Below are 22905 nucleotides of genomic sequence, written 5' to 3' on the forward strand. Positions count from 1 at the left end.
AAAAATTTTTATGAAGGTTTTAATGTTTGGGTGGGAGTTTCCTCCTCACATTTCTGGAGGTTTGGGCACAGCCTGTTATGGTTTGATCAAAGGATTGAACCATCATAATCAGGAAGTGATTTTTGTTGTTCCCAAATTATGGGGGGATGAAGAGCCTTTGGCAGATTTTGTCAACGCCAGTGATGTGGAGGTTGACTACAGGGAAAAGAAGTTTATCGATACTTGGCAGAATCTCACCTACCTTGAAATCAATAGTTATCTGGTGCCTTATCTTGGACCTGAGGAATTTGAAAAATACACGGATTATACTTTGCATCATCGCTCAGACATAGATGAAACTGTTTTTTCCAATAAATACCAATTTTCGGGCAAATATGGCAAAAACCTGATGGAAGAAGTAGCAAGGTATGCTTTGGTAGCTACGCAAGTGGCCAGGATGAAAGATCATGACGTGATTCATGCCCATGACTGGCTCGCTTATCCCGCTGGGATTGCTGCCAAAGAAATCAGTGGAAAACCACTGGTGGCGCATATCCATGCCACGCAATACGATAGAGCTGGAAAAGGTGGAGATCAGGGGCCGGTTTATGAAATGGAAAAAGCTGGTCTTTTAGCTGCTGACCATGTGGTGGCAGTCAGCCATCTGACCCGAAAGATTGTAATAGAAAAGTACGGTGTTCACCCGGATAAAGTCAGTGTCTTGCACAATGCCGTACTGGATGCAAGTATCATTGAGTCCAAAATCAAGAAAAAAGTACCGGAGAAAATCGTTACTTTCTTAGGAAGGATTACATACCAAAAAGGGCCGGAATATTTTGTGGAAGCGGCCAAAAAAGTCTTGGACAGAGATCCAAATGTGAGATTTGTCATGGCGGGGAGTGGAGACTTGCTCAATAGAATGGTCGAAAGGGTAGCCGAGCTCGGAATGGGGACCAAATTCCATTTTACAGGATTCCTCAAGGGTCAGGATGTAGATGATATGTATGCCATGTCGGATGTGTATGTAATGCCATCAGTTTCCGAACCTTTTGGTATTGCGCCCTTAGAGGCTGTAAGGCACAACACGCCTGTAATCATTTCCAAACAGTCCGGGGTAGGAGAGGTGCTTAGAAATGCCATCAAAATTGATTTTTGGGATGTGGACGCAATGGCAGATGCCATATTTGCCCTTTTGCATTATGAAAGCATCTCCAGGATGTTCAAAGAACTCGGAAGTCAGGAGCTGAAAAAATTAAAATGGGAGCATGTGGCTGCCAAACTTGTAACTGTTTACGAAAAATTACACCAGAAACAACCATGAGAACCATCTGTTTTTACTTTCAAGTACATCAACCTTTTAGGATAAAGCCATATCGTTTTTTTGACATGGGCGAAGATCACTATTACTGGGATGATTACCTCAATAAATCTGTTATTAGAAAAGTAGCCCAAAAGTGCTATCTGCCAATGAATGAGCTTTTGCTTGAATTGATCCAAAAACATCAAGGGAAGTTCAAAGTGGCTTTTTCAATTTCAGGAGTTTGCCTGGATCAGTTTGAGGCTTATGCGCCTGATGTACTGGAAAGCTTTCAAAGACTTGTCGCAACTGGGCAGGTAGAGCTTTTGAACGAAACAGACGCGCATGCGCTGTGTTCTTTGAGGAGTAAATCTGAATTCAAGCGGATGGTAGAAACACATAGGGCAAAAATAAAGAGGCTTTTCAATGGCTATGAACCGAAGGTTTTCAGAAATACCGAATTGGTGTATTCTGATAAAATAGGTGAAATGGTAGCTGAGATGGGGTATATGGGTATGTTGACAGAAGGCGCCAAACATATTTTGGGCTGGAAGTCGCCCAACTTTGTGTATCAAAATTCCATCAATCCTGATTTCAAAATTTTATTGAAGAACTTCCAGTTGAGTGATGATATCGCCTTCAGGTTTAGCGATAAGTCTTGGTCCGAGCATCCTTTGACTATCGAAAAGTTTACGGCTTGGGTCAATAATGTGCCTAAAGAGCATCAAGTTGTCAACCTTTTTATGGATTATGAGACGTTTGGAGAGCATCAATGGGCTGAAACCGGCATTTTCGAATTTATGAGGGTGCTTCCCACTGCTATTCTGAATCATACTGATTTTACTTTTTCCACTCCTTCTGAAGTCTTGGGGCAGGCCAATCCAATAGCAAAAATCCAAGTTCCAATCCCAATCTCCTGGGCTGATGAAGAGCGTGATTTGACAGCATGGCTTGGCAATGACCTTCAAAATGAGGCCTTTACCAAGCTTTACGACCTAGAGTCCAGAGTAAATAAAATTGATGATCCTGAAATTCAGAGGGATTGGAATTACCTACAGACCTCTGATCATTTCTACTATATGAGTACAAAGTTCTTTTCTGATGGAGCTGTGCATGCTTATTTCAGTCCCTATGAAACGCCTTATGATGCATTTATCAATTACATGAATGTGTTGAGTGATTTTATCATCAGGGTTAGCAGAAAGGAAAAAGAAATTCAAGGTGTAGCTTGATTTGAATATCTATAATGTCAACATTAAACTGGATTGTTCAAGATCGGTATTAATTGATATAAGACACTTGATATTGGTTTGAAAGTAATGTTTAATACTGAATAGATTATTGGTTGAAAAATGGGTAATCATAAATTTGTAAACAAAAATGAGGGGCTTGTATGATCTGCAAGCCCCTTTTTGACCTAAATGAATACTGAGATTATGAAATATCTATCACTGACTTATTTGATGCTAGTCTGTTTGTTGATTTCCTGTACAAACAATCCCTCTGTAATCACTGAGATAAGAGAAGAAGAAAAAGAGGAATTTATAGTCCGCTATGACCGACCCGATGCAAGTATTTTGAGGGGTGTTTACATCCCAAAAGGAAAGGAATACTTTTATACTTCTGGACTGGTCGCACCTGTAAAGGATGAGAACGCTACTCCAGGAACCTATGGAAGGTATGGCAATACTTATGAGCAGAGTGTGGGAACCTTGGAAAGGATCAAAGAAACCATTGCTGAGGCGGGATTTGGGATGGAAGATGTGTATTTCCTCAGAGTGTATCTTGCACCCGACAAAGATGGTAAAATTGACTGGGATGCCTGGTTCAAAGCATATGGAGAGTATTTCAACAACGATGAAAATCCTAATAAGGTGGCGAGATCGACTATTGCAGTATATGCTTTGGCTAATCCTGAATTGCTGATAGAAATAGAAGCTGTAGCAGCAAAATAATGAAGAAAGCCTTATTCTTAATACTGATTTTATTTGGCTTAGAGTCATGTTCCTGCGAGCCCGAAAGTCTTATCAAAGGGGCTATGTGGGGATTTAATAAGATGGTAGGTGAGGGATACTTTCCATCTGATGAGATTTTGGAATTCGGTGACTTTGAACGAGTAGAAGTCAATATGAACAGGAGTAAGGTGAATGGAGAGAACAAGAGTTTTGTGGAGCTCAGGTTTTATAATGGCCAAAATCCAGCCCTTCAATACAATCAGGAAAACATTGCCCTACGCTGTGCCGAGCTCTATGCCAAAGAATACAGCAAAATCAAAAGTTATCAAGAAATTCAGATCGTTTTCATTCAGTCAGATCCAGTCAACCCGGATAATTTCGCAATGAATGAATATAATTTTGAAGTCAAAGATTTGTTAAACAACGAAAAACCTACGCCATGAATTTTGATCAAAGTTTTAAACATCCTGCTCCGGTAAATACAGGAGATTGGTTTATTACCATATTGATAACCAATATTCCATTGATTGGCTTCATTATGCTGATTGTATGGGCTTTCGACAAAGAGGGGAACCCCAGCAAAGCTAACTGGGCTAAGGCTAAATTGATCTGGTATCTGGTCGGTTTGGGTGTAGTGATTTTATTCTTCATGCTCTTGGGTTTTGGATTTGTATCTGGGATATTTGAAGACTTGAAGTTGTATGATTTTTAATTGTTAATGTTACAGCAACCCTTCTCCTCCTTCAGCGTCCTCTATTGCCCTGGATAAAAATTCATGGAATGGCTTCATCAATTGAAAATGATGGATGGCCTTTTCTTTATAATTTCCCGATTTGATTTCTTCATCGCTGAGTGCCGTAGAAACAATGAAGCTTTTGTGCCTCAACAATTCGATGTAGGGATGTTCTGCATCATAATCCCGGGGACTGGTCTTGAGTTTTTCACCTTCCATTCCTCCAAAGGCTTCCTCGAACTTTGGTTCAGTCAAAATATTTTCAAGTTCATTGCCGGAATAGTCAATTTCCTGTCGGATATTTTTCAGCACCTCACTTGGAGGCATCCAGATACCTCCAGCGATAAAACTCCCTCCGGGCTGAATATGGAGATAATAGCCAGGACCATTTGATTTTTTACCCCCAATTGAAAAATAAGCGGCCAAATTTGTTTTGTATGGATCTTTATTTGCTGAAAAGCGCACATCTCTGTTTTGTCTGAAGACACAATCTTTGGGTTTGAAAGCACTTAAGTCTGGCTCCCAAGTGCTGATACCTGCCAAAAGCTCAGCTAAGTCTTCAATAAATTCAGCCCTTACCTCCTGGTACCAGACCCTGTTTTCGTCCATCCATTCTTTGTGGTTGTTTTTGGCGAGTTGGGATAAAAATGACAGGTAGTTTTTGCTCATGCTTGTATAAGTGATATTTTTGCAAATTAGTTTTAATAATGAAAAGAATAGTTTTAATAATGAAAAAAATAGTTTTAATAATTTTTAGTCTTTGGCTTTTTCAGGAGAATATATTTGCGCAAACTGAGGACCTATGGAAACTCAATTTGTTTACTCCAAGTTTGGAGTTTGAAAAAAGTATAGGTCCTAGGAATACATTGGCCCAAAAGGCTGGAATTACCTACACCGGAAGTTATCCTCCTTTGACTGAGCCATCTATCGGAACTGGAATTCTCCTACAACTGGCTCCCTTTTACGACATACAATCACGCTGGTACTATAATTTTGAAAAGAGAAAAGCAAAGGGGAAGTCCATAGAGAACAACAATGGAAATTACCTGACTCTTAGAGCTCAATATATAAGTCCGGAAATTACGGCCAGTTTTGTCAGGTATTCTCCTCATACATTCAAAATTGGCCCGCATTGGGGGCTTCAAAGAAATGAAGGGGTCATTCATTATTATTTTAATATCGGGCCAGCTTATATTTTTGATGATATAGGTAATGGGGCTATTTGGCCGATAGAATTTGAGTTTAGACTTGGGTGGCTTTTAAAAAAGAAAAACAGAGAAAATTAGATTAAATTGGTTTAATCTAAAATTATAAATCCTGCCAGGAAGGCTTATCTTTAGTGATAAGGCATACTTGTCAGGATTTTTAGCTGAAAACTACCTTTAAATATTGTATGTAGGCTTTCTGGCAAGTAAGCTTCAAATATAAAACGAATCATGGTCAAAAGTTAGAAAGATGGCAGCATCTGTCATCTGTCATCCGACAAAATTACCATACTAAATAAAATCCACCAAGCCCTCCAGCTTCATGCCCCTACTTCCTTTGATCAGGATCAGGTGATCTTCGAATTTGGAATCCTGAAGCCAGTTGCGAAATGAAAAGGGATCGGGAAAATAGAGAGACCTCATAGGTGCCTTGGATAATGCTGCCTGTACATATTTCCCGGTAAAACAGATTTTATCGAATTCATATTTGGAGACCAGTTCTCCCAGCTTGGCATGTTCTTCCTCAGTGCTGTCTCCCAGTTCATACATGTCACCCAATATGATCATTTTGTGTTTTTTTCCGGTCATTTTCCCGAAAGTATCTATTGCCACTTCCATGCTGGAAGGGTTGGCATTGTAGGCATCCAGGATGATCAGGTTGCTGCGCTTTTCTACCAATTGGGAGCGCATATTGGAAGGATTGTACGCTTTGACGGCCTCTACTGCTTCTTGCATAGACACACCGAAAAACTTACCTATTGTCAGGGCATTGGCAATATTGCCAAAATTGTATGCCCCGATCAAATGTGTTGTATGGATCGTGGAATCGCCTTCCACCCTGAATTGCACAAAAGGATTGGCATCTTCAAAAACCACTTCACAGAAATCGCCCTTGGTGGGATACAAGACCGGATTTTCAAAACGCTTCGCCATATTGGATAGGATAGGGTCTTGGGAATTGATGAATACAGTACCCTTGTTTTCCCGAAGATGCTGAAAAAGTTCAGTCTTTGTTTTCAATACTCCCTCTGGTCCGCCCATTCCTTCCAAATGGGCCTTGCCGATGTTGGTTATAAATCCATGCGTGGGATCTGCAATGTCGCAAAGCTCTTTGATATCCCCCTGTTTGTTGGCTCCCATTTCTATAATGGCGATCTCAGTATCATCCGGAATGGCCAATAAAGTCAGGGGCACACCGATGTGGTTATTGAGGTTGCCCACTGTTGCTGCAGTCCTGTATTTGGTTTTCAGTACGGCATGAAGCAGTTCCTTGGAAGTGGTTTTCCCGTTACTTCCTGTCAATCCTATGATTGGGATGGAGAGCTGCTTTCTTCTATAGTTAGCCAATTGCTGCAAAGCTGTCAGGGCATCATCCACCAAAAAATAGCGTTCGTCTCCGGCAACGGCAAACTTTTCCTCATCGATGACGACAAGGCTTGCGCCAGCTTCCAAGGCTTTTGGTGCAAATTCATTGGCGTTGAAGTTGGGGCCTTTGAGGGCAAAAAAGATATTGCCCTTTGAGATGTGTCGGGTGTCGGTGCTTACGCCGCTGCTATTTCTGAAGTGTTGATAAAGTAGCTGAATATCCATAATTGCAATTAAATCCTTAAAATTAACGTAATACTGATATCCTATATCATTTGGAATCGTTTAATTTTAGGTTTCTACAGTAAAGTGTCCTGATGAAGTATTTCACCGCAATTTTGTTTATGTTTTTGAGCTTTTTGTCATTGGGACAACAAAATTTCACTTTTGACCAGTCTATTTCCATTTCAGGCCCTGAAGGCATGGTCAATGTGCCTTTTTCTCCGGGGATCAATGCTGCACAGATCAATGAAATGGATACCAATGGTGATGGAGTGGAGGAAATGGTCATTTGGGACATCAATTCCAGGAGGATATTGGTCTTTGCCGTGGACGAAGACGGTGGATGGAATTATCTTCCTGAGATGGGTTTTTACTTCCCTTCTGATGTCAATGGGTTTTTAGTTTTGGTAGATTTTGATTCGGATGGGAGAAAGGATCTTTTTACCTCAAGTCCTTTTGGAATCAAGGCATACAGGAATGTGAGTTCTCCGGGCAGCGCTTTTCCCCAATGGGAAGTTGCCCAGAATTTTCTCCGCCTGGATAATGGATCCAATGTCACAGCCAACAATCTGGACACTCCTTTGATCGCGGACATTGATGGGGATGGAGATTTGGATATTCTGACCTTCAATTTTGCCATTGGGGACTATATAGAATTCTATAGAAACACCAGTATGGAGCGAAAAGGCAGCCCGGATATTGATGGCTTTGCTTTTCCAGAAGCCAGGTGGGGAGGTTTTGAATTTTGTGATTGCGGGAGCTTCAGCTTTGGCGTTACCTGTTCAGGGATGCCCATAGGATCCGTGGATGAGGAACTTCCTGTCGGCCGGATACTACATGCAGGAGGGCATTCTCTGCTTTATTCCGACTTTGATGGAGATGGGGTCAAGGACCTTTTGATGGGGCAGGATGAATGCAATACTTTATACTACCTGCCCAACAAGGGAAGCAGCAGCAATCCCATTTTCGATGAATTCCAATTGAGTGTGCCCGGCTTCGGAACGCTTCCTGAATTCCCTGTTTTTCATGCGGCGGCACTTTGGAAAGAGCGGCTTATAGTCAGTTCTCTGGCCTCTGGTTCATCAGCTGCTTTTCAGGCAGATTATAGCAGCAATATTTTTCAATCATCGTCAGAAAGCACCGGTTTCGCACCATTTCTTCAGGATCAGTTGTTGGATTTGGGAGAAAATAGCAGGCCTTTCTTTCGGGGCTTTGCCAACGAAGGGGAGCTTATTGTCACCTCCAATGCTTTTGTCGAAGGAAAAGTGGTAGGCAAAGCCAGTTTGATCGGGGTAGAAGGAGACAACTGGCAGTTGAAAGATTCCGATTATAAAGGCTTATCGGAATTGGGTTTGCTTGATCTGCAGTACCTGGAATATCAGAGTCAGGGAGGTAGTCGAAGCTATTGGCTGATCGGAACGGATACAGTAGACCTTTCTTTGTCAAGAAGGGTTTTCAAAAGTAATTCACCTGACTTGGAGCAAAGAACCGAGGTGAGCATCTCTTCCCTTCAACTGATGCCTTTGGATCAAATAGAGTTTTTTGCCTATGAAGGAAAAAATTACCTCTTGCTATCAAGACAGCTTGGGGAGTTGATCCTGTTATCTGCAAATGATGAACTGGATGCTTTTGAAATAGAGGAAAGGCAGTTTTTGGGTTTTGCCGATAACCCTGCCAACAGAAACTTACAGGTTCATGTAATAGCTGGTTCACAGCCTTCTCTTTATGCCATTGACCAAAGGGGGATTTTGAATTTTATCCCTGATTTTATGAATCAGGCAGAAAGAGAGCAAGTACAAGTAAGGGCTGAGGAAGATTTCATCCTTGGGAGATTTGGTAGAATCACGCCTCTTTCCAGTATGGGCTTGCCTTTTGAAAACAGGAGGGATTTGATCCTAGGTGCACCGGGAGGCGGTATTGAAGTGCTGCGCAATGAAAGTACAGTGGCTCCTCCTGTGGAAGGAGTTCAAGTGAATGTTTTTCCAAACCCTTCTCAGGGAGTGTTTTCTGTTTTGAGTTCCTCCGCCCTGAGCCTAAGGATTGTCAATACCTTGGGGCAGGTCATTGCGGAGGATTTGCCTGTGGATGCCAATAGAGTCAATTCCTATGACTTTTCATTTTTGCAGCCCGGTATTTATATTTTGGATTTCAGGACAGCGTCCAATAGGAAAATAGTCCGAAAACTGATTGTACGTCCTTGATTTTTGTAACTATCCGTACTGGTACGGATAAGGAATTACCGGTTTGAGGGGATTTTATCTGACTAAAGGATAGTCCAATTTTATCCTATCAAATAAAGTCCCAACAAAACCAATACAATGATGAAAAAGCAAATTTTAACATTAGCTGTTGCTATGCTTCTATCCGGGAGCCTTGCAGCACAGGAGTTGTTTACAGGAGTAGGTGCCAAAGGCTACTACAACAAGACCCTCAAAGGACAGGATGCTTTTTACATCCCCCAGTTTCAGATCGGTTTCGAAACTTATTCGGAAACAGCCCAGGTGGTCCAGGAAGGAAAGCTCAGCAAGCTTCAGAATACATTTGAAGCGCATAGCAAAGGGGGGCAATATGCCGGAGGACAGAAAGGATCCGCCAAAGTGACCACTATTTTGGATGCAGGGTTGAGCTTGGAGGATTTTCAGGCTTTGGCCAATGACTTCCAAAGCATCTTGGAAAATGAAATTGAAAAATCAGGATTTCGGGTTCTGAAAATGTCAGAAGTGGATCAATTGGAAAGCTTCGGAAAGATCAAAGAGAAGTTTGATGGGAAAACCGATAAAAAGCAAGGTAAAGCCTCTTCTGATGACATAGGAGCCGGTACGGTGAAGGTGATGCCGGATCACACGATTTTTATGTTTGACGAAAAATCATTGATGAAAGGGGGAGGGCCTGCTTTTTATGGAATGATCAAAAAAGCACATAAAGAAACAAATGCCACTATGATTTTGCAGAATATCAATGTGGATTTTTCCACAGTGGAACTGGATGTGGAATTGGATGCTGGTAGAAGAGGGAAGACAACCAGTGCCGAAATGAAAGTCCTACCTAAAATGAGGATTTCTTATAATACCTTTGATTTTATTGGTCCCAAAGGAGGGCCAAATTCAGCTCCTGCTTCGATGTCTTCTGAGTTTGTTTCCAACAAGGAATATAAGGCGAATATTTATTCGGATAAGGCGAAGGCAGAAAGCCTTTTCAGTAAATGGTTTTCATTAAAGTCAAGACCTGATGTGGATTTTGATCCGAGAATTGTAGAAATATCAAGGGAGGACTATATGGCAGCAGCAAGGGATCTTTTTACCCAGTACAGTCAAGCTTTTGCCAACACATTGGTCGTTGGGGCCAGGGGAAAGTAAGGAAACTTACTCTACCAAGCCGGGGTGAAAGCTCCGGCTTTTTTTATAAGTTAATGATTTTCTCTAATTAATACACCAGTCGCAGCTCTTGGGTTTTGCGTGGTATATCTTTCAGTTTTTGTCCAAATCATTAAAAATCAGATCAGATTATTGGCATAGGCAAATTTGATCAGACCGACCAATGTATTGGTTTTGGTTTTCCTGAAAATGTTTTTTCTATGGGTTTCTACCGTCCTTTCCGAAATGAATAATTGCTCTGCAATGTCTTTGTTGGAAAATTCCTTGGCGATCAATTTTAGGATTTCTCTCTCCCTGTCTGTCAGGAGACGTTCTTCATCAGGAAACTGAAGACTGTTGATGATGATTCTGTTGATGTCATTGGAGAGGTAGATTTTCCCGTTCTTGATTGTTTCAATGGCTTGTAAGAGTTCCCGGTGGGAATCATTTTTCAGCACATATCCGGAGACACCTTCTTTGAGGATTTCTTTTACGAGGTGGGTTTCATCATGCATGCTGAGCATAAGAATCTTAGTGTCAGGGCTGATTTTTTTGACAAGCCTTACCAGGCTTAGTCCATCCATGTTTGGAAGGTTGAAGTCTGTAATCAGAAGGTCAACTGCGTTTTTTTTCAAAAAATCCAAAGCATCTTCAGCGGAGTGGGCTTCACCGCAAACTTCAAGTGATGCCTCTTTGGAAAGCAGGCTTTTGATCCCATCCAGTAGAATAGCATGGTCGTCGACTAGGAAGACTTTCATAATCCTTTTTTTATATCTGATTGTTAATACCTTAGGTTAAATGTAAGATTCGTGTGTTTTGATAGCTATGCGCATGGGCTTATACATTTTGATTTTTATAGCTTAGAGGCATTTCTATAATTAAGCTATTTCCCTTTCTATTTGGGGAAGTATCCAAATCCAGACTTGCATTGATGCGGTTTAAGCGGGATTGAATATTTCTCCATCCGTTTCCTTTGCTATTTTTTAATAGCTTTTGATCGAAGCCCATTCCATCATCTTCTATCATCACACTGATTTCATTTTCGTGTTTTACAAGTTGAATTTGGATTTTTTGAGCTTCTGCATATTTGAGGATATTGTTTATCCATTCCTGAATGACCCTATAAAGCGAAATTTCCTGAAGTTCATTCAAGCGCTCTTCCAGGCCATGGATGTCAATGTCGATTTGGACTTTACCACTGCTGTTGATTCTTTGGGCAAATTCCCGGATAGCTTCTTTCAGCCCGTATTGGATCAAGGTAGCCGGCATGAGATTAAATGCGATGTTCCGGATTTCAGTATGCATCTCCTTGAGAATGGATTCGCTTTTTTCCACAACCCCAATTTTATTCTGGATATTATCAGTTTCATTCAGTCGGGAAATGTTCAATCTAAGAGCAGAGATCAACTGCCCAAAGCCATCGTGAAGATCTTGAGCAAATCTCTTTCTTTCGTTTTCCTGTGACTCCAAAGCGGCATTGATATATGCTTCCTTGACCTCTAAAGCTTTCTGCTGAAGTAAGAGTTGTTTTTCTTTGGCCTGGCGGCTTTTTGCTAAAAAATAAATGACCAATAGGGCAGCTATTGCCAATACTAGGATCAGCAAGGCAAAAATACTGCGTTGTAAGGATTTTTCCCTTTCCAGGAGACTAAGCCTTTGCGCCGCAATTTCTTGGTCTTTAAGTGAGGTTTGGTACTGAATTTCCAGGTCTTTGGCTATTTCAGCCCTTTCAGTATTAAAGAGAGAATCTTTGATGGTGAGCAAGTTGCCCAGACTGTTTAACGCTTCAGGGTAATTCCCCATAGCTTTATGGATTTTGTGCTGTTCATCATAGATCCATTTATACATTTCGGCATATTGCGATTTTTGAGTGTATACAATTCCGGAATCCAAATAGATGAGTGCCTGATCATATTTTTTATCTTGATTTTCGGTCATGGCAGCATTGATATACACCACCGCTATCGCGTAGTAATTATCAGTCTTGAGAAAAAGATCAAGAGCTGCCAAGTTGTATTTTCTTGATTTTTCAATGTCTCCAGCAAGTAAATAAGCGTAGGCTATATTGCCAATGGTAGGAGCTACAGTCATGGAGTCCAATAATGGCAATAAGGTCAAAACTTTATCGTAATAATAAATAGCGCTGTCGGGTTCATTAATTTCGCTGAAAGCGGCTCCTGTAATATTTAGTCCCAGAACCTGCTCATTTATATATTTTTCTCCTGCTTCTTCGGCGCTAAGAAATGTAAGTTTCCCGTACTCTATTGCTTTATCAAAATCATGGAAAAGCCTATGGTTTTGGGAAAGGGATTTATAAATTGAGCTAATGAGGCCGGGGTTCCCTGCTTTTTTGGCATGATCAAGTGCTTTGAATGAAAAAGCAATGGCTTGGTCATACAAACCTGCCACTTCATAATAATAAGAGATTCTGTAGTGAAAATCTGTAAGCTCTTTATGGTCATTTAATTCGGTTAAGATGGGTAGCAATTCTTTTTCTACCAGCATCATTTTTTCGCGGTCGTTTATCCTGCTATAGTGTTTGTGTTTGGCAATCCAAAAATCTTTAAGCTCTTCCTCACTGGAAATCTTTGATTTTACGAATTCAAAAATTGATTCAGCCTCATTTTCTGAACTTAGGGCAGAGTCCAGTAGTGAAGCCAAGTTTTGCGACTTCGCATCAAGAATAAATAAAGAGATTAGGATTAAAAACGGCAGAAAATATTTCATTTGACCATATTTTCCATTAAAATAGTTAAATATGATATTTTTTGGTTAAAAAATTAAAATAAAAAACAGAAGGTAAGTGCTGACCTGGAAAAATGGAGCTTAAGCTATCAATAGCTCTCATTTTCATTTGGAAAAGACCTGCTTTTTACATCTGAGATATAATTTTGGACTGCCCCGGTCATGACTTCCTGAAGGTTGGCATATTGTCTCAAAAATCTCGGCTTGAATTCCTGATTGATGCCCAGCATGTCATGTACTACCAAAACCTGTCCGTCCACATCCCCTCCGGCTCCGATACCTATTACTGGGATAGTTACTGATTCAGCTACTTTCTTGGCAAGAGTGGCTGGGATTTTTTCGAGGATAATGGCAAAGCAACCGCAGGCTTCCAAAAGCTTGGCATCTTCCAGCAATTTTTGGGCTTCGGCCTCTTCTTTTGCCCTCACCGTATAAGTCCCGAATTTGTAAATGGACTGTGGAGTAAGTCCTAGGTGTCCCATCACCGGTACGCCTGCACTGAGTATTCTGACCACGGATTCTTTGATCTCCGACCCACCTTCTACCTTAACAGCATGCGCGCCTGACTCCTTCATGATTCGGATGGCTGAGCGGAGTGCTTCTGAGGAGTTACCTTGATAAGAACCAAAAGGAATATCAACTACCACAAAGGCTCTTTTTACAGCACGTACTACGGAGGTGGCGTGATAGATCATCTGGTCTAAGGTAATGGGAAGGGTAGTTTCATGTCCTGCCATCACATTGGAGGCGGAATCACCTACCAAGATGATGTCAGTCCCCGCAGCATCTACGATGCCTGCCATGGAAAAGTCATAAGCAGTGAGCATGGATATCTTTTCTCCACGGTTTTTCATTTCCTGAAGAATGTGTGTCGTGATTCTTTTGATATTGGAGGATTGATGGATAGACATGGGTGATCAGTGAAGGTGTACAGTTTGGTTTTCGGGCGTAAGATCTACGGTAATATGCTCATTGAGCGTGGTGGCCAATTCCAAACCGGTATAATCCGGAGTGACAGGGAAAAGCTTATGACTTCTATTGACCAGAACAGCTACCTCCATTTTTTTGATAGGCAGGTCCAAAAATGGCTTCAGGGCATATACCAGGGTTTTGCCGGTGTTGAGTACATCATCCACAATGATGACGCATTTTCCGGTTAGGTCAGTGTTTTCTGAAAGCTTGACCTCCCCTCTATAGACATCAGACTTATCCAAGTTGATTTCAATTACTTTGGTTTGGATAGGAGATATGGACTCTAATGAGGAGGCCAAAAATTCCGCGAGCTTATATCCCATGCCAGTAATTCCTGCAAAAAGGATGACCTCTTCAGCAGCATTTCTTTCATAGATTTCGAAAGCCATCCGGGTGATTTTCTGCTTGATTTTCTTTTGGTCCAGAACCAAGGTTTTGGTATTGCTCATGCGCTTATTGGCTGATCTTATTTTTGGAAGGGGGAAATTAAGTGAATTGCAAGTGGATTCAAAGTCTACAAGTCCAAACTTCTTTGCTTACCTGTGATCATCCTCTTCATGGAGAATATTCACATAGCTGTCATATCGGTAAGGGTGTATGTAAGCTTCCTCAAGTTTTTGTAAGACCATGCAGCCAGGTTCATTGAGGTGTTTGCAATTATTGTATTTACATTGCCCCAAGTACTGCCTCATTTCCACAAAATAATGAGAAAGCTCAAAGTCATCAATGTCCAATATCCCAAATTCCTTGATGCCAGGAGTATCAATGAGGTAGCCTCCTGATGGTAGTTCAAACATCTCGGCAAAGGTGGTGGTGTGCACTCCTTTGGAGCTGAACTTTGAGATTTCTTTGGTGGTCTGTTGGGCCGAAGGGACTAATTTGTTGAGCAAAGTAGATTTTCCAACTCCAGAATGTCCGGATAGCAGGGTTGTTTTGCCTTCAAGAAGCTTTGAAAATTGTTTTTCAAAACTGTTTTGATCCAATGCTGATATTTCAATAACGGGATATCCCAGCGGTTCATATATTTCATGGATGTCCTGCAGAAAGTCAAGGTCTTTTTCCTTGTATTCCATATCCATTTTGTTCACAATGATAGTGGCCGGTATCCTGAAGCTTTCTGTACTTACCAAAAACCTGTCAATAAAACCAAGAGAAGTTCTTGGATTTCGTAAAGTAATGATCAAAAAAGCCTGATCAATATTGGAAGCGATGATGTGCGAATGATGCGCTTTGCGAGTGGATTTGCGGATGATGTAGTTTTCTCGTGGAAGGATGTCTATGATTACGGTAGACTCCTGGTCTTCCTCATTGGATAAAAGCACCCAGTCACCTACTGCTATAGGATTTGTCAGTTTGAGGTCTTCCTGCTTGAATTTGCCCCTTAACCGGGCATTCTTGAGACCTGCTGCTGTCTGAACAGCGTACCAGCTCCCTGTGGATTTGATGACTCTTCCTTGCATCTTTGTATCTTTGGTTTTCAGTTGGTCTAATCTATTGTATTATTGAACTGATAGTTTTATGTATGCGCTATGGTTCGGATATTGAATGTACTTTTGATTATCCAACATTCATTGAAGCTCAAGGGTATCCGAAAGCCAATCTATTAATTGCTCCTTTTGTTTTTCATTGCACAACTCCAGACTTTGGATATTCATAAAGAGCAATCTTTTATCGGATTCGCATTTCCTCAGTTTTTTTTCAATATACCCATTGCCTCTTTTGAATGGATGTAAAGATATAAAAGAAGGCTTTGCAAAATTTGAGTTTCCGCTTAAGATCTCAAGATGGTAAAAAAATGAAGCGCAGTTAAATTGTGAATGATGTCTGAATTTATGTTTGACCTGCTGCTTAAGGACATCAGGGTTCTCGTGGAAATAATTTTGGAGAGTATTTTTATTGACCGCGTGAGGGGTATGACTGGAGAAAAAATATCTCCATTTAAATCCAAGGTTTTTAGCGCTGTTCCATTGCCCAACATGAAAGGATGGTTTTGGCTGAAATACAGTATTTTTTAAAATTTGGTGTTGTACGCTTATATTTATTTCATTCCAAATGTTTCTAAGAACAGGTCTTCCAAGCCATTTCCCACGAATTACAGGTCGTCCATCTATGAAGAGATCCTCGGGTTTCAGTGGTCTGATGACAAACATATCATCGCTGAGGTAAATAAAGTTTTCTGAAAGGTCTTTTATTTTCCACAACAGTGCTTCTATAGACCGGCTATTGAAAGTAGGTAAAAACTCCAAGTGGTCCCTAAAAATTTCCCTATGGTCTATGACCTGCACATCATTAACACGCTGAGGGAATTGTAAACGAATGAGTTCTTGAAGATTGGGGCTCTGATTGTCTGTGACAATAAAAATTTTTCTGATAAATGGAGCAAACTTCAACAGTGAAAGTGTGCTGTAATGCAATTCATTGCTATTTCCAAATCTGGTTTTTTCAGCTCCAGGGATATGCTTTCTGGCTTTACCTTTGAGTGCCCTATCCATTTTAGATTGATGAGTGGGGTCATTGCCATCCACCCAGGTGATAATGGCATCTATGGGATATTTATTGATTGGGTTTGCCATACTCGTTAGACTATTCCTTTGAATCTATCCGGTATTTTAATGACCAGTTTCCATTTTAGCATGGTAGGCTTATTCCATGAATATATCGGTCTTGCGATGCTTTGCAGTTTTCTTGCAATTGAAAACCACTTCTCCGCAGTTTTGGGATTGGAGCGAGTGATGATATCTATGGTTTTTGCTCTTTTTTTGATGTGTCCTTCTCGTCCTGTCGCCATTCTGTCTTTGTCCAGGAATCTGTCTTGAATCATCTTATAATCCACAGAACCGAAGTGGAACAAATATAGGTTTGGATCTATTCTGAAATTATGTCCTTTTACCCGATGGAAGCCTGATCCCCAGCTCACAGGCTTTGCGATTACAGAAGGTTTGGTATATCTGGAGGAAATCAAGGCATAGGACCTTTGTTCGAGAAAGGAAGCGGATTTGTCCAGTGTAGCCTCTTCATTTAAATCCTGTCCCACATCAACCCCAAGTCCTGAGACTGATGGCTCTATAGGGATTTCACTTAAATATTGAACGAGAGATTTTCCGCAATTGGGATCGACCAGTAAAAACTCATCAGCATCTACTCCAATGATAATATCATAAGTTTCCAACAGATTTTTTGCGACGCTTGACAAAAAGGCAAGCCTTCTTTTTTCAGCGGAAACTACATGCTCAACAACCCTTTTCTCATGATGTACATTAACCTTTCCTGCATTTGGAGGAATCGGTTGATCTTCTCCGTCCAGATAGATATATAAATTTTCCTCACCAAGTTCTTTCCCATAATATTCAATCCAACGGGTCAAAAAGAAATCATCATTTCTTGCCATGGTGATCGCAGCGATCTTTTTATTGGGATTAGTATAGTCTGCAGGCATTAATTCTTAGTGCTTTAGTCAACAAATGTAGCCCTAAATAAGCATTTTTTGAAACCTGGTTCAGCTTATTGGATAGGGCAGGATTTATTTCTTTCGGTCGGATTGGTCATAAAAAAAGCCCCGAATCTTAAATCCGGAGCTTTTATTAATAATTTTTAGAATTAGTTTTTGCTCAAATATTCAGCAACACCTTCTCTGGTAGCAGACATAGCTTCTTTGCCTTCTTCCCAGTTAGCTGGACATACTTCACCGAACTTTTCAACGTGCTGAAGTGCATCTACCAATCTGATCATTTCGTCAATGTTTCTTCCCAATGGAAGGTCATTGATGGTCTCGTGTCTTACTACACCAGCTTTATCGATCAAGAATGAACCTCTGAAAGCAACAGGCGCTCCTTCATAAGTCAAGTTACCTTCTTCGTCGTAGTTCCACTCTCCTGCCAATACGCCAAAGTTGTGGGCGATAGTTTTAGCCGGATCAGCTACAAGAGGATAAGTAACGCCTTCGATGCCACCGTTTGCTTTTGGGGTCATCAACCAAGCAAGGTGTGTTTCTTCAGTATCGGTGGAAGCACCTACTACTGCTACACCTCTTTTTTCGAACTCAGCAAGCTTCTCTTGAAATGCAAGGATTTCAGTCGGACATACAAAAGTGAAATCTTTTGGGTAAAAGAAGAATACCACTTCCTTGTTGCCGATGTATTGATCAAGAGAAAATCCTTCTACAATCTCTTCTCCGTTGATTACAGCTGGAGCTGAAAATAAAGGGGCTTTTTTTCCTACTAGTGACATAATTTAATTGGTTTATTTTTGATTAAAATTTTTATTACTTTTTCTTCCTTTAAATACAATTGATATTTCATCCACTTCAAAATCTTCAATCATTTGTTCAGCAATGATTTTTTGAATAGCTGATTCAAGTTTTTCATTCCGATAATCTTTGATTTCATGGGTATCTTTGCAATAAATGTGGCAATGTGCATCAATGATGGCATCGAACCTCATGACCCCATTCTGGTCCATGAATTTTTGTATCAGACCGTTTTGGACGAAACTGTCAAGCGTTTTGTACACAGTTCCCAAAGAAATACTAGGATTGGCATCAGTGATTTTTTCAAAAACCTGCTCAGCTGTAGGATGTCCTTCCATCTGATACAGTGAATCGTAGATCGCCCATCTTTGGTGGGTGAACTTCAATCCGCTTTCTGTAATTCGGGTTTTGATAATTTCTGAATCCATTATTTTTGTTGAGAATAATTCTCATTTGGAAATTGTTGCTCAAAGATAGTTATTACTCTTTGTATTTTCAATTAAAAAATAGAATAATATTTCGTAATCGATTGCGAAAAGATTATATAATAAAATTATATTTTGATTTGTTATTATTATCGAATCTATATTTTAATTAGTAAGCCCATGTCAAGTGTTTCATAAGAGATTTCCGGGAATTGCGTAAGTAAGTTTTGTAGTACAGGAGGGGATTCTGTAATTCTTTTTATTAAATTGTAGGCTTAATAATGATCGCCCGTATACTTTAAAGTCCTCATGATTAAAGTTTTGTTCGTTTGTTTAGGTAATATCTGTAGGTCACCACTGGCAGAAGCCATATTCAATCATAAGCTCCATAATCTTGGTTTAGTGCAAAAATTTCAAAGCGATAGTTGTGGTACTTCTGATTATCATATTGGAGAGTTGCCTGATGAAAGGACGATCGCCTGCGCCAAGAGACATCAAATTCCAATCAATCACCGGGCAAGGCAGCTCAATCGGGTAGACATCAGAGAGTTTGATTACATTCTGGCTATGGATCAGTCTAATAAGCAAAATATTCTTGAGCTTATTCAAAAATGCAACCTTCAACATGAGCAATTATACCTGATTCGGGAGTTTCAGCCTGATGCAAATCATCTCGATGTTCCGGATCCTTATTATGGGGGAGAAGATGGTTTTGAAAATGTTTATCAGATATTAGACAAATCCATAGATAAATTTCTCGAACATCTCAAGGTGGAGCATCAAGCATATGTTTGATAACCTTGAACTGTTCAATAAAGTGATTTTTCGGAGTCTTGGTAGGCAGATTCCAATTGCCCAGGCCAAACTCATCGCAGCAGGAACTATCAATCAAGGCATTTTTATAGAAACTTCAGACGGGAATTTTTTTCTTAAACTCAATTTCCAGCCAAAATCTGATATTTTTGAAAAAGAATCCGAAGGGCTTAAAGTCCTGAAAAAAAATACGCCACTTCAAGTCCCGGAAGTTTTTGGGTTTGGCAAAATAGGTGATCAGAACTATCTGCTGATGGAATGGATTCAATCCGGACGTGGCAATGGCTCTTATTGGAAGGAGTTAGGTTTAGGTTTGGCACAAATGCATATGGCCAGCCAAGCAGACTTTGGCTTTGAAACAGACAATTACATAGCTTCTCTAGATCAGCAGAACAGCTCGAAGGGGACGTGGGCTGATTTTTTTGTAGAGAATCGCTTAGAGCCCATGATTGGCAAAGCTTATTACGAAGGGCTGGTAGATCTGGAGTTTTATAAACGGTTTCAAAAGACCTACCCTTTGATGGAGAAGATATTTCCCAAAGAGAGACCGGCTTTGATTCATGGGGATCTTTGGTCAGGAAATATCATGTCTGGGACAGATGGAACTCCAGTGCTGATTGATCCCGCAGTTTATTATGGGCATAGAGAAATGGATCTTGCTTTCTCCAGATTGTTTGGAGGCTTTGACGAGGAATTTTATGAGGCCTATCATACGCTTTTCCCTTTAGAGCCTGATTTTCAGGCACGGATACCTGTTTACAATCTTTATCCTTTATTGGTACATTTGCTTCTTTTTGGAAAAAGCTACTTATCAGGTATCAAAAAAACTGTAGATAAGCTATTGGGCTGAAGGCTGAATGACTGCTTGGAAAGTGGCTCTTGTTATCTGTTCCAATAGTAAAGGCTGCTCTCCCAAAATTTCCTTGACCAAGGCAGCATTATGATTTTTGATGGTAAGCAGCTGTAAACCTGAATTGTATTTGATTTCATAAACTGCCTTTAACTTTTCTGTAAGCTTTTCCAATTTAAATATTTGGTTGTCCATGACCAATGAAATACTGATTGCAGAAGTTTGAAGCAGGTTTACCCGTAGTTTCAACTTTTCAAGCTCCCCATAGATCTGATGTAGATGGGCCTCACTGATAAATGTGAAATCAGTCACCTTAAAGCTGACCAAAATCTGTTGGTCTTTTACAACAATACAAGGAACAGTATTCGGTTGTTTTACGCCGTGTATTTTTGTCCCTGCGGCATCAGGGTCCAAAAAGGATTTCACAAACAATGGGATGTTTTGATTGGCAAGTGGTTTAATTGTTTTGGGATGAATGACAGATGCTCCATAGTAGGTCAACTCTGCTGCTTCCCGGTAATCCAGCTCATCGAACTTTACAGTTTTTTCAAACCTTTTTGGGTCAGCATTGAGGACTCCCGGCACATCTTTCCATATCGTAACAGACGCTGCACCTAGACAGGCAGCTAAAATGGCTGCGGTAAAATCAGAGCCTTCTCTACCTAATGTTGTGGTCTTTCCGGACGCAGCGCCTGATATAAATCCCTGAGTCAAAACAGGGAATTGTTCCAATTTGGGGAGAAGTTGCTTTTTGATATTCTTCTTACTTTTTTCCCAGTTTACTTTGGCAAATCGAAAGTCTTCATTGGTTTCAATCAAATCTCTGGCATCTTGCCAAAGGCAAAAGATGTTTTTCAAACAAAGGTATTCGTGCACTATTCTTGAAGCGACCAATTCTCCAAAACAGATGATGCTGTCATAGAATTCATCGTAATTTTCTTTGCTAAGCGAATAGTCAAGTGCATTTGAGAGTTTTAAAAATTGATTTTCAAGAGTCGGGAAAATGGGATGATTTTCCGGGAAAATGGTTTGACAAATGTCTAAGTGATAATTTTTTAAAATTGTAATATTTGAAGAATACTCTTTCATATCCATTTTTTTGGAAATAATGACTTCCAAAGCATTTGTTGTCTTTCCCATTGCCGAAACCACGATTACAGTGTGATTTCGCAATCGATTGTGCAAAATTTTGGAAAGGTTTATGATAGAATTCGCATCTTTTATCGAAGCGCCGCCAAATTTGAAAACAAATGTTTTTGCCATTAAAATTTATTTGTAATTTTCGAAAGATATAAACCCTAAATATAATTTTTCTAATATTTATGAAAATTAAACATTATACTCCAGACCAATCTGGCCTCGCTTATTCTGTAGGTGTCACATTGGACAGATTCATCAAGATCAAACAAGAAGATTTTCCTTTTGCATCGGGAGAATTGTCCCAGTTGCTCAGAGATATTGCACTGGCGTCAAAGATAGTAAATCGGGAAACCAATCGTGCAGGACTGGCCAATATTGGGGGAGCTTTCGGGCAGACCAATGTGCAAGGTGAGGAGCAGCAAAAGCTGGACGTCATTGCGAATATCCGTTTTATGAGGGCTTTGTCCAAAGGTGGAGAAGTAAGTGCCATTGTGTCAGAAGAGGACGATGAGGTCATAGATTTACAGAATAAATCCGGGAAATATGTAGTGGCCATAGACCCGCTTGATGGTTCATCCAATATTGATGTGAACATTTCTATAGGTACTATTTTTTCAATTTACAGAAGAGTGACACCTATTGGGAGCCCGATTCAGATTGAAGATGTAATGCAGCCAGGGTGTAATCAAGTAGCCTCAGGGTATGTGTTATATGGTTCTTCTACAATGATGGTTTACACTACTGGGCATGGTGTGAATGGCTTTACTTATGAGCCATCTTTAGGTGAGTTTTTCCTTTCTCATCCTGACATGAAGGCTCCACGTGATGGTAAAATTTACAGTATCAATGAGGGTACTTTCAATCATTTCGATAAGGGCTTGAAGTCTTATATCGAGGAATGTAAAAATAGAGAGTATAGTGCAAGATATATTGGAAGTTTAGTGGCTGATTTTCACCGGAATCTTCTCAAAGGCGGAATTTACATCTACCCGGCTACATCCAAAGCACCAAATGGAAAACTTAGATTGCTCTATGAGGCAAATGCTTTGGCGTTTATAGCAGAACAGGCTGGTGCAAAAGCCACTGATGGAAAACAGAGGATTTTGGAAATCGAACCGACTTCCTTACATCAGAGGACCCCATTGTATATTGGATCTTCCAAAATGGTGGATGAAGTAGAGCGGTTTCAAAAAGTAAAGGTTCACTCAGTTATTTAACAAGAAGGGTCGCCAGACATCCTGGCGACCCATTTATAGTGAGCTGTATTTCCTTCGGATTTCGATTTTTTTTCTTTGTCGGGCAATAAATGCCTGAGCAAGGTCTCTTGAAATATTTTCAGGCTTAGATTCATTAAGAATTCTTTTCAGGTCTTTCTCACCAATATCTATCCGGTAGCAAATTTGCAATAAGCGCTCAAAATCCCTATCCAGTAATCTGGAAATTGCCTTGGACAGCACCTCTGTCAATTGTTTTTCATCAATGTGATCTTTTTGAACACTTAATTCAAATTCCCTTTGTAGGGACTGAGTGATTTCTTCCAATAATTCCATGGTGAAAGGTATTTGAAAAACCTATGGGAAAACAAAAGATGAAGTAAAACTTTGA

General features: G+C 40.3%; 24 protein-coding genes. 11 read left to right on the forward strand and 13 right to left on the reverse strand.

All coding sequences use genetic code 11. The features are described from left to right. Nucleotides 1-10 precede the first annotated feature (10 nt). From A33Q_RS20180 to A33Q_RS20200, 5 genes are all read left to right on the forward strand, one after another. Nucleotides 11-1300: a glycosyltransferase family 4 protein gene (locus tag A33Q_RS20180; RefSeq protein ID WP_016255636.1), complete on the forward strand. Its 1290-nt coding sequence runs from the start codon at nt 11-13 to the stop codon at nt 1298-1300. Next, nucleotides 1297-2508 (forward strand): glycoside hydrolase family 57 protein, encoded by a 1212-nt coding sequence (locus A33Q_RS20185; RefSeq protein ID WP_009032856.1) that lies wholly within the window; start codon nt 1297-1299, stop codon nt 2506-2508. The genes A33Q_RS20180 and A33Q_RS20185 overlap by 4 nt, the downstream gene beginning before the upstream one ends. Nucleotides 2509-2712: 204 nt before the next feature. Beyond that, nucleotides 2713-3231, forward strand: a complete 519-nt coding sequence (locus A33Q_RS20190) for a RidA family protein (protein WP_016255637.1) — start codon at nt 2713-2715, stop codon at nt 3229-3231. Continuing rightward, nucleotides 3231-3674: a hypothetical protein gene (locus A33Q_RS20195; RefSeq protein ID WP_009032854.1), complete on the forward strand. Its 444-nt coding sequence runs from the start codon at nt 3231-3233 to the stop codon at nt 3672-3674. Before A33Q_RS20190 ends, A33Q_RS20195 begins: the two co-directional genes overlap by 1 nt. Beyond that, a complete protein-coding gene (locus A33Q_RS20200) occupies nt 3671-3943 on the forward strand; it encodes a hypothetical protein (RefSeq protein ID WP_009032853.1) in 273 nt (90 codons plus the stop codon). The genes A33Q_RS20195 and A33Q_RS20200 overlap by 4 nt, the downstream gene beginning before the upstream one ends. 9 nt (nt 3944-3952) lie before the next feature. Here the strand turns inward: A33Q_RS20200 and A33Q_RS20205 are convergent, their stop codons facing one another. Beyond that, the gene (locus tag A33Q_RS20205) at nt 3953-4633 is read right to left on the reverse strand and encodes a DUF2461 domain-containing protein (RefSeq protein WP_009032852.1); all 681 of its coding nucleotides are present in this window, start codon (nt 4631-4633) and stop codon (nt 3953-3955) included. Between the two features lie 59 nt (nt 4634-4692). Here A33Q_RS20205 and A33Q_RS20210 point away from each other — a divergent pair, with 59 nt between their 5' ends. Continuing rightward, nucleotides 4693-5250, forward strand: a complete 558-nt coding sequence (locus A33Q_RS20210; protein ID WP_040490739.1) for a hypothetical protein — start codon at nt 4693-4695, stop codon at nt 5248-5250. A gap of 210 nt (nt 5251-5460) precedes the next feature. Here the strand turns inward: A33Q_RS20210 and A33Q_RS20215 are convergent, their stop codons facing one another. Then, the gene (locus A33Q_RS20215; RefSeq protein WP_009032850.1) at nt 5461-6759 is read right to left on the reverse strand and encodes a UDP-N-acetylmuramoyl-tripeptide--D-alanyl-D-alanine ligase; all 1299 of its coding nucleotides are present in this window, start codon (nt 6757-6759) and stop codon (nt 5461-5463) included. Between the two features lie 92 nt (nt 6760-6851). Here A33Q_RS20215 and A33Q_RS20220 point away from each other — a divergent pair, with 92 nt between their 5' ends. Together A33Q_RS20220 and A33Q_RS20225 are read left to right on the forward strand one after the other, a co-directional pair. After that, nucleotides 6852-8957: a T9SS type A sorting domain-containing protein gene (locus tag A33Q_RS20220; RefSeq protein WP_009032849.1), complete on the forward strand. Its 2106-nt coding sequence runs from the start codon at nt 6852-6854 to the stop codon at nt 8955-8957. A 117-nt stretch (nt 8958-9074) separates the two neighbouring features. Continuing rightward, nucleotides 9075-10112, forward strand: a complete 1038-nt coding sequence (locus A33Q_RS20225; protein WP_016255640.1) for a hypothetical protein — start codon at nt 9075-9077, stop codon at nt 10110-10112. A 137-nt stretch (nt 10113-10249) separates the two neighbouring features. Here A33Q_RS20225 and A33Q_RS20230 read toward each other — a convergent pair whose 3' ends face one another. From A33Q_RS20230 to A33Q_RS20270, 9 genes are all read right to left on the reverse strand, one after another. Next, entirely contained in the window at nt 10250-10867 is a 618-nt protein-coding gene (locus tag A33Q_RS20230; protein ID WP_009032847.1) for a response regulator, read from the reverse strand. 79 nt (nt 10868-10946) lie between these two features. Continuing rightward, the gene (locus A33Q_RS20235; protein WP_160169361.1) at nt 10947-12770 is read right to left on the reverse strand and encodes a sensor histidine kinase; all 1824 of its coding nucleotides are present in this window, start codon (nt 12768-12770) and stop codon (nt 10947-10949) included. Nucleotides 12771-12943: 173 nt separating this feature from the next. Then, nucleotides 12944-13765, reverse strand: a complete 822-nt coding sequence (gene panB, locus A33Q_RS20240; RefSeq protein ID WP_009032845.1) for a 3-methyl-2-oxobutanoate hydroxymethyltransferase — start codon at nt 13763-13765, stop codon at nt 12944-12946. Nucleotides 13766-13771: 6 nt separating this feature from the next. Then, complete coding sequence (locus A33Q_RS20245; protein WP_009032844.1) at nt 13772-14275, reverse strand: phosphoribosyltransferase family protein; 504 nt, start codon at nt 14273-14275, stop codon at nt 13772-13774. Between the two features lie 87 nt (nt 14276-14362). Beyond that, entirely contained in the window at nt 14363-15286 is a 924-nt protein-coding gene (gene rsgA, locus A33Q_RS20250) for a ribosome small subunit-dependent GTPase A (protein ID WP_009032843.1), read from the reverse strand. A gap of 108 nt (nt 15287-15394) precedes the next feature. After that, the gene (locus A33Q_RS20255) at nt 15395-16399 is read right to left on the reverse strand and encodes a Stealth CR1 domain-containing protein (protein WP_009032842.1); all 1005 of its coding nucleotides are present in this window, start codon (nt 16397-16399) and stop codon (nt 15395-15397) included. A 5-nt stretch (nt 16400-16404) separates the two neighbouring features. Beyond that, complete coding sequence (locus tag A33Q_RS20260) at nt 16405-17262, reverse strand: glycosyltransferase family 2 protein (RefSeq protein ID WP_009032841.1); 858 nt, start codon at nt 17260-17262, stop codon at nt 16405-16407. Between the two features lie 161 nt (nt 17263-17423). Beyond that, nucleotides 17424-18053: a peroxiredoxin gene (locus tag A33Q_RS20265; protein ID WP_009032840.1), complete on the reverse strand. Its 630-nt coding sequence runs from the start codon at nt 18051-18053 to the stop codon at nt 17424-17426. A 12-nt stretch (nt 18054-18065) separates the two neighbouring features. Next, on the reverse strand, nt 18066-18500 hold the full coding sequence (locus tag A33Q_RS20270; RefSeq protein ID WP_009032839.1) for a Fur family transcriptional regulator: 435 nt from the start codon (nt 18498-18500) through the stop codon (nt 18066-18068). 306 nt (nt 18501-18806) lie between these two features. On the opposite strand from A33Q_RS20270, the gene A33Q_RS20275 reads away from it, so the two are divergent. Both A33Q_RS20275 and A33Q_RS20280 read left to right on the forward strand, forming a co-directional pair. Next, nucleotides 18807-19292, forward strand: coding sequence for a low molecular weight protein-tyrosine-phosphatase (locus A33Q_RS20275; protein ID WP_009032838.1), 486 nt, complete (start codon nt 18807-18809; stop codon nt 19290-19292). Beyond that, nucleotides 19285-20160 carry a fructosamine kinase family protein gene (locus tag A33Q_RS20280; protein WP_009032837.1) on the forward strand — a complete coding sequence of 292 codons (876 nt, stop codon included), beginning with the start codon at nt 19285-19287 and terminating at the stop codon, nt 20158-20160. The genes A33Q_RS20275 and A33Q_RS20280 overlap by 8 nt, the downstream gene beginning before the upstream one ends. Here the strand turns inward: A33Q_RS20280 and A33Q_RS20285 are convergent. Beyond that, nucleotides 20149-21423: an aspartate kinase gene (locus A33Q_RS20285; protein WP_009032836.1), complete on the reverse strand. Its 1275-nt coding sequence runs from the start codon at nt 21421-21423 to the stop codon at nt 20149-20151. The two genes, A33Q_RS20280 and A33Q_RS20285, sit on opposite strands and share 12 nt — an antisense overlap. Nucleotides 21424-21482: 59 nt before the next feature. On the opposite strand from A33Q_RS20285, the gene fbp reads away from it, so the two are divergent. After that, the gene (fbp, locus tag A33Q_RS20290) at nt 21483-22517 is read left to right on the forward strand and encodes a class 1 fructose-bisphosphatase (RefSeq protein WP_009032835.1); all 1035 of its coding nucleotides are present in this window, start codon (nt 21483-21485) and stop codon (nt 22515-22517) included. Nucleotides 22518-22550: 33 nt separating this feature from the next. On the opposite strand, the gene A33Q_RS20295 is transcribed toward fbp, so the two are convergent. Further along, nucleotides 22551-22850 (reverse strand): hypothetical protein, encoded by a 300-nt coding sequence (locus A33Q_RS20295; protein WP_016255641.1) that lies wholly within the window; start codon nt 22848-22850, stop codon nt 22551-22553. Between the last annotated feature and the right edge of the window lie 55 nt (nt 22851-22905).

Origin of the sequence: Indibacter alkaliphilus LW1 (assembly GCF_000295935.2) — a bacterium.
Lineage (GTDB): Bacteria > Bacteroidota > Bacteroidia > Cytophagales > Cyclobacteriaceae > Indibacter > Indibacter alkaliphilus.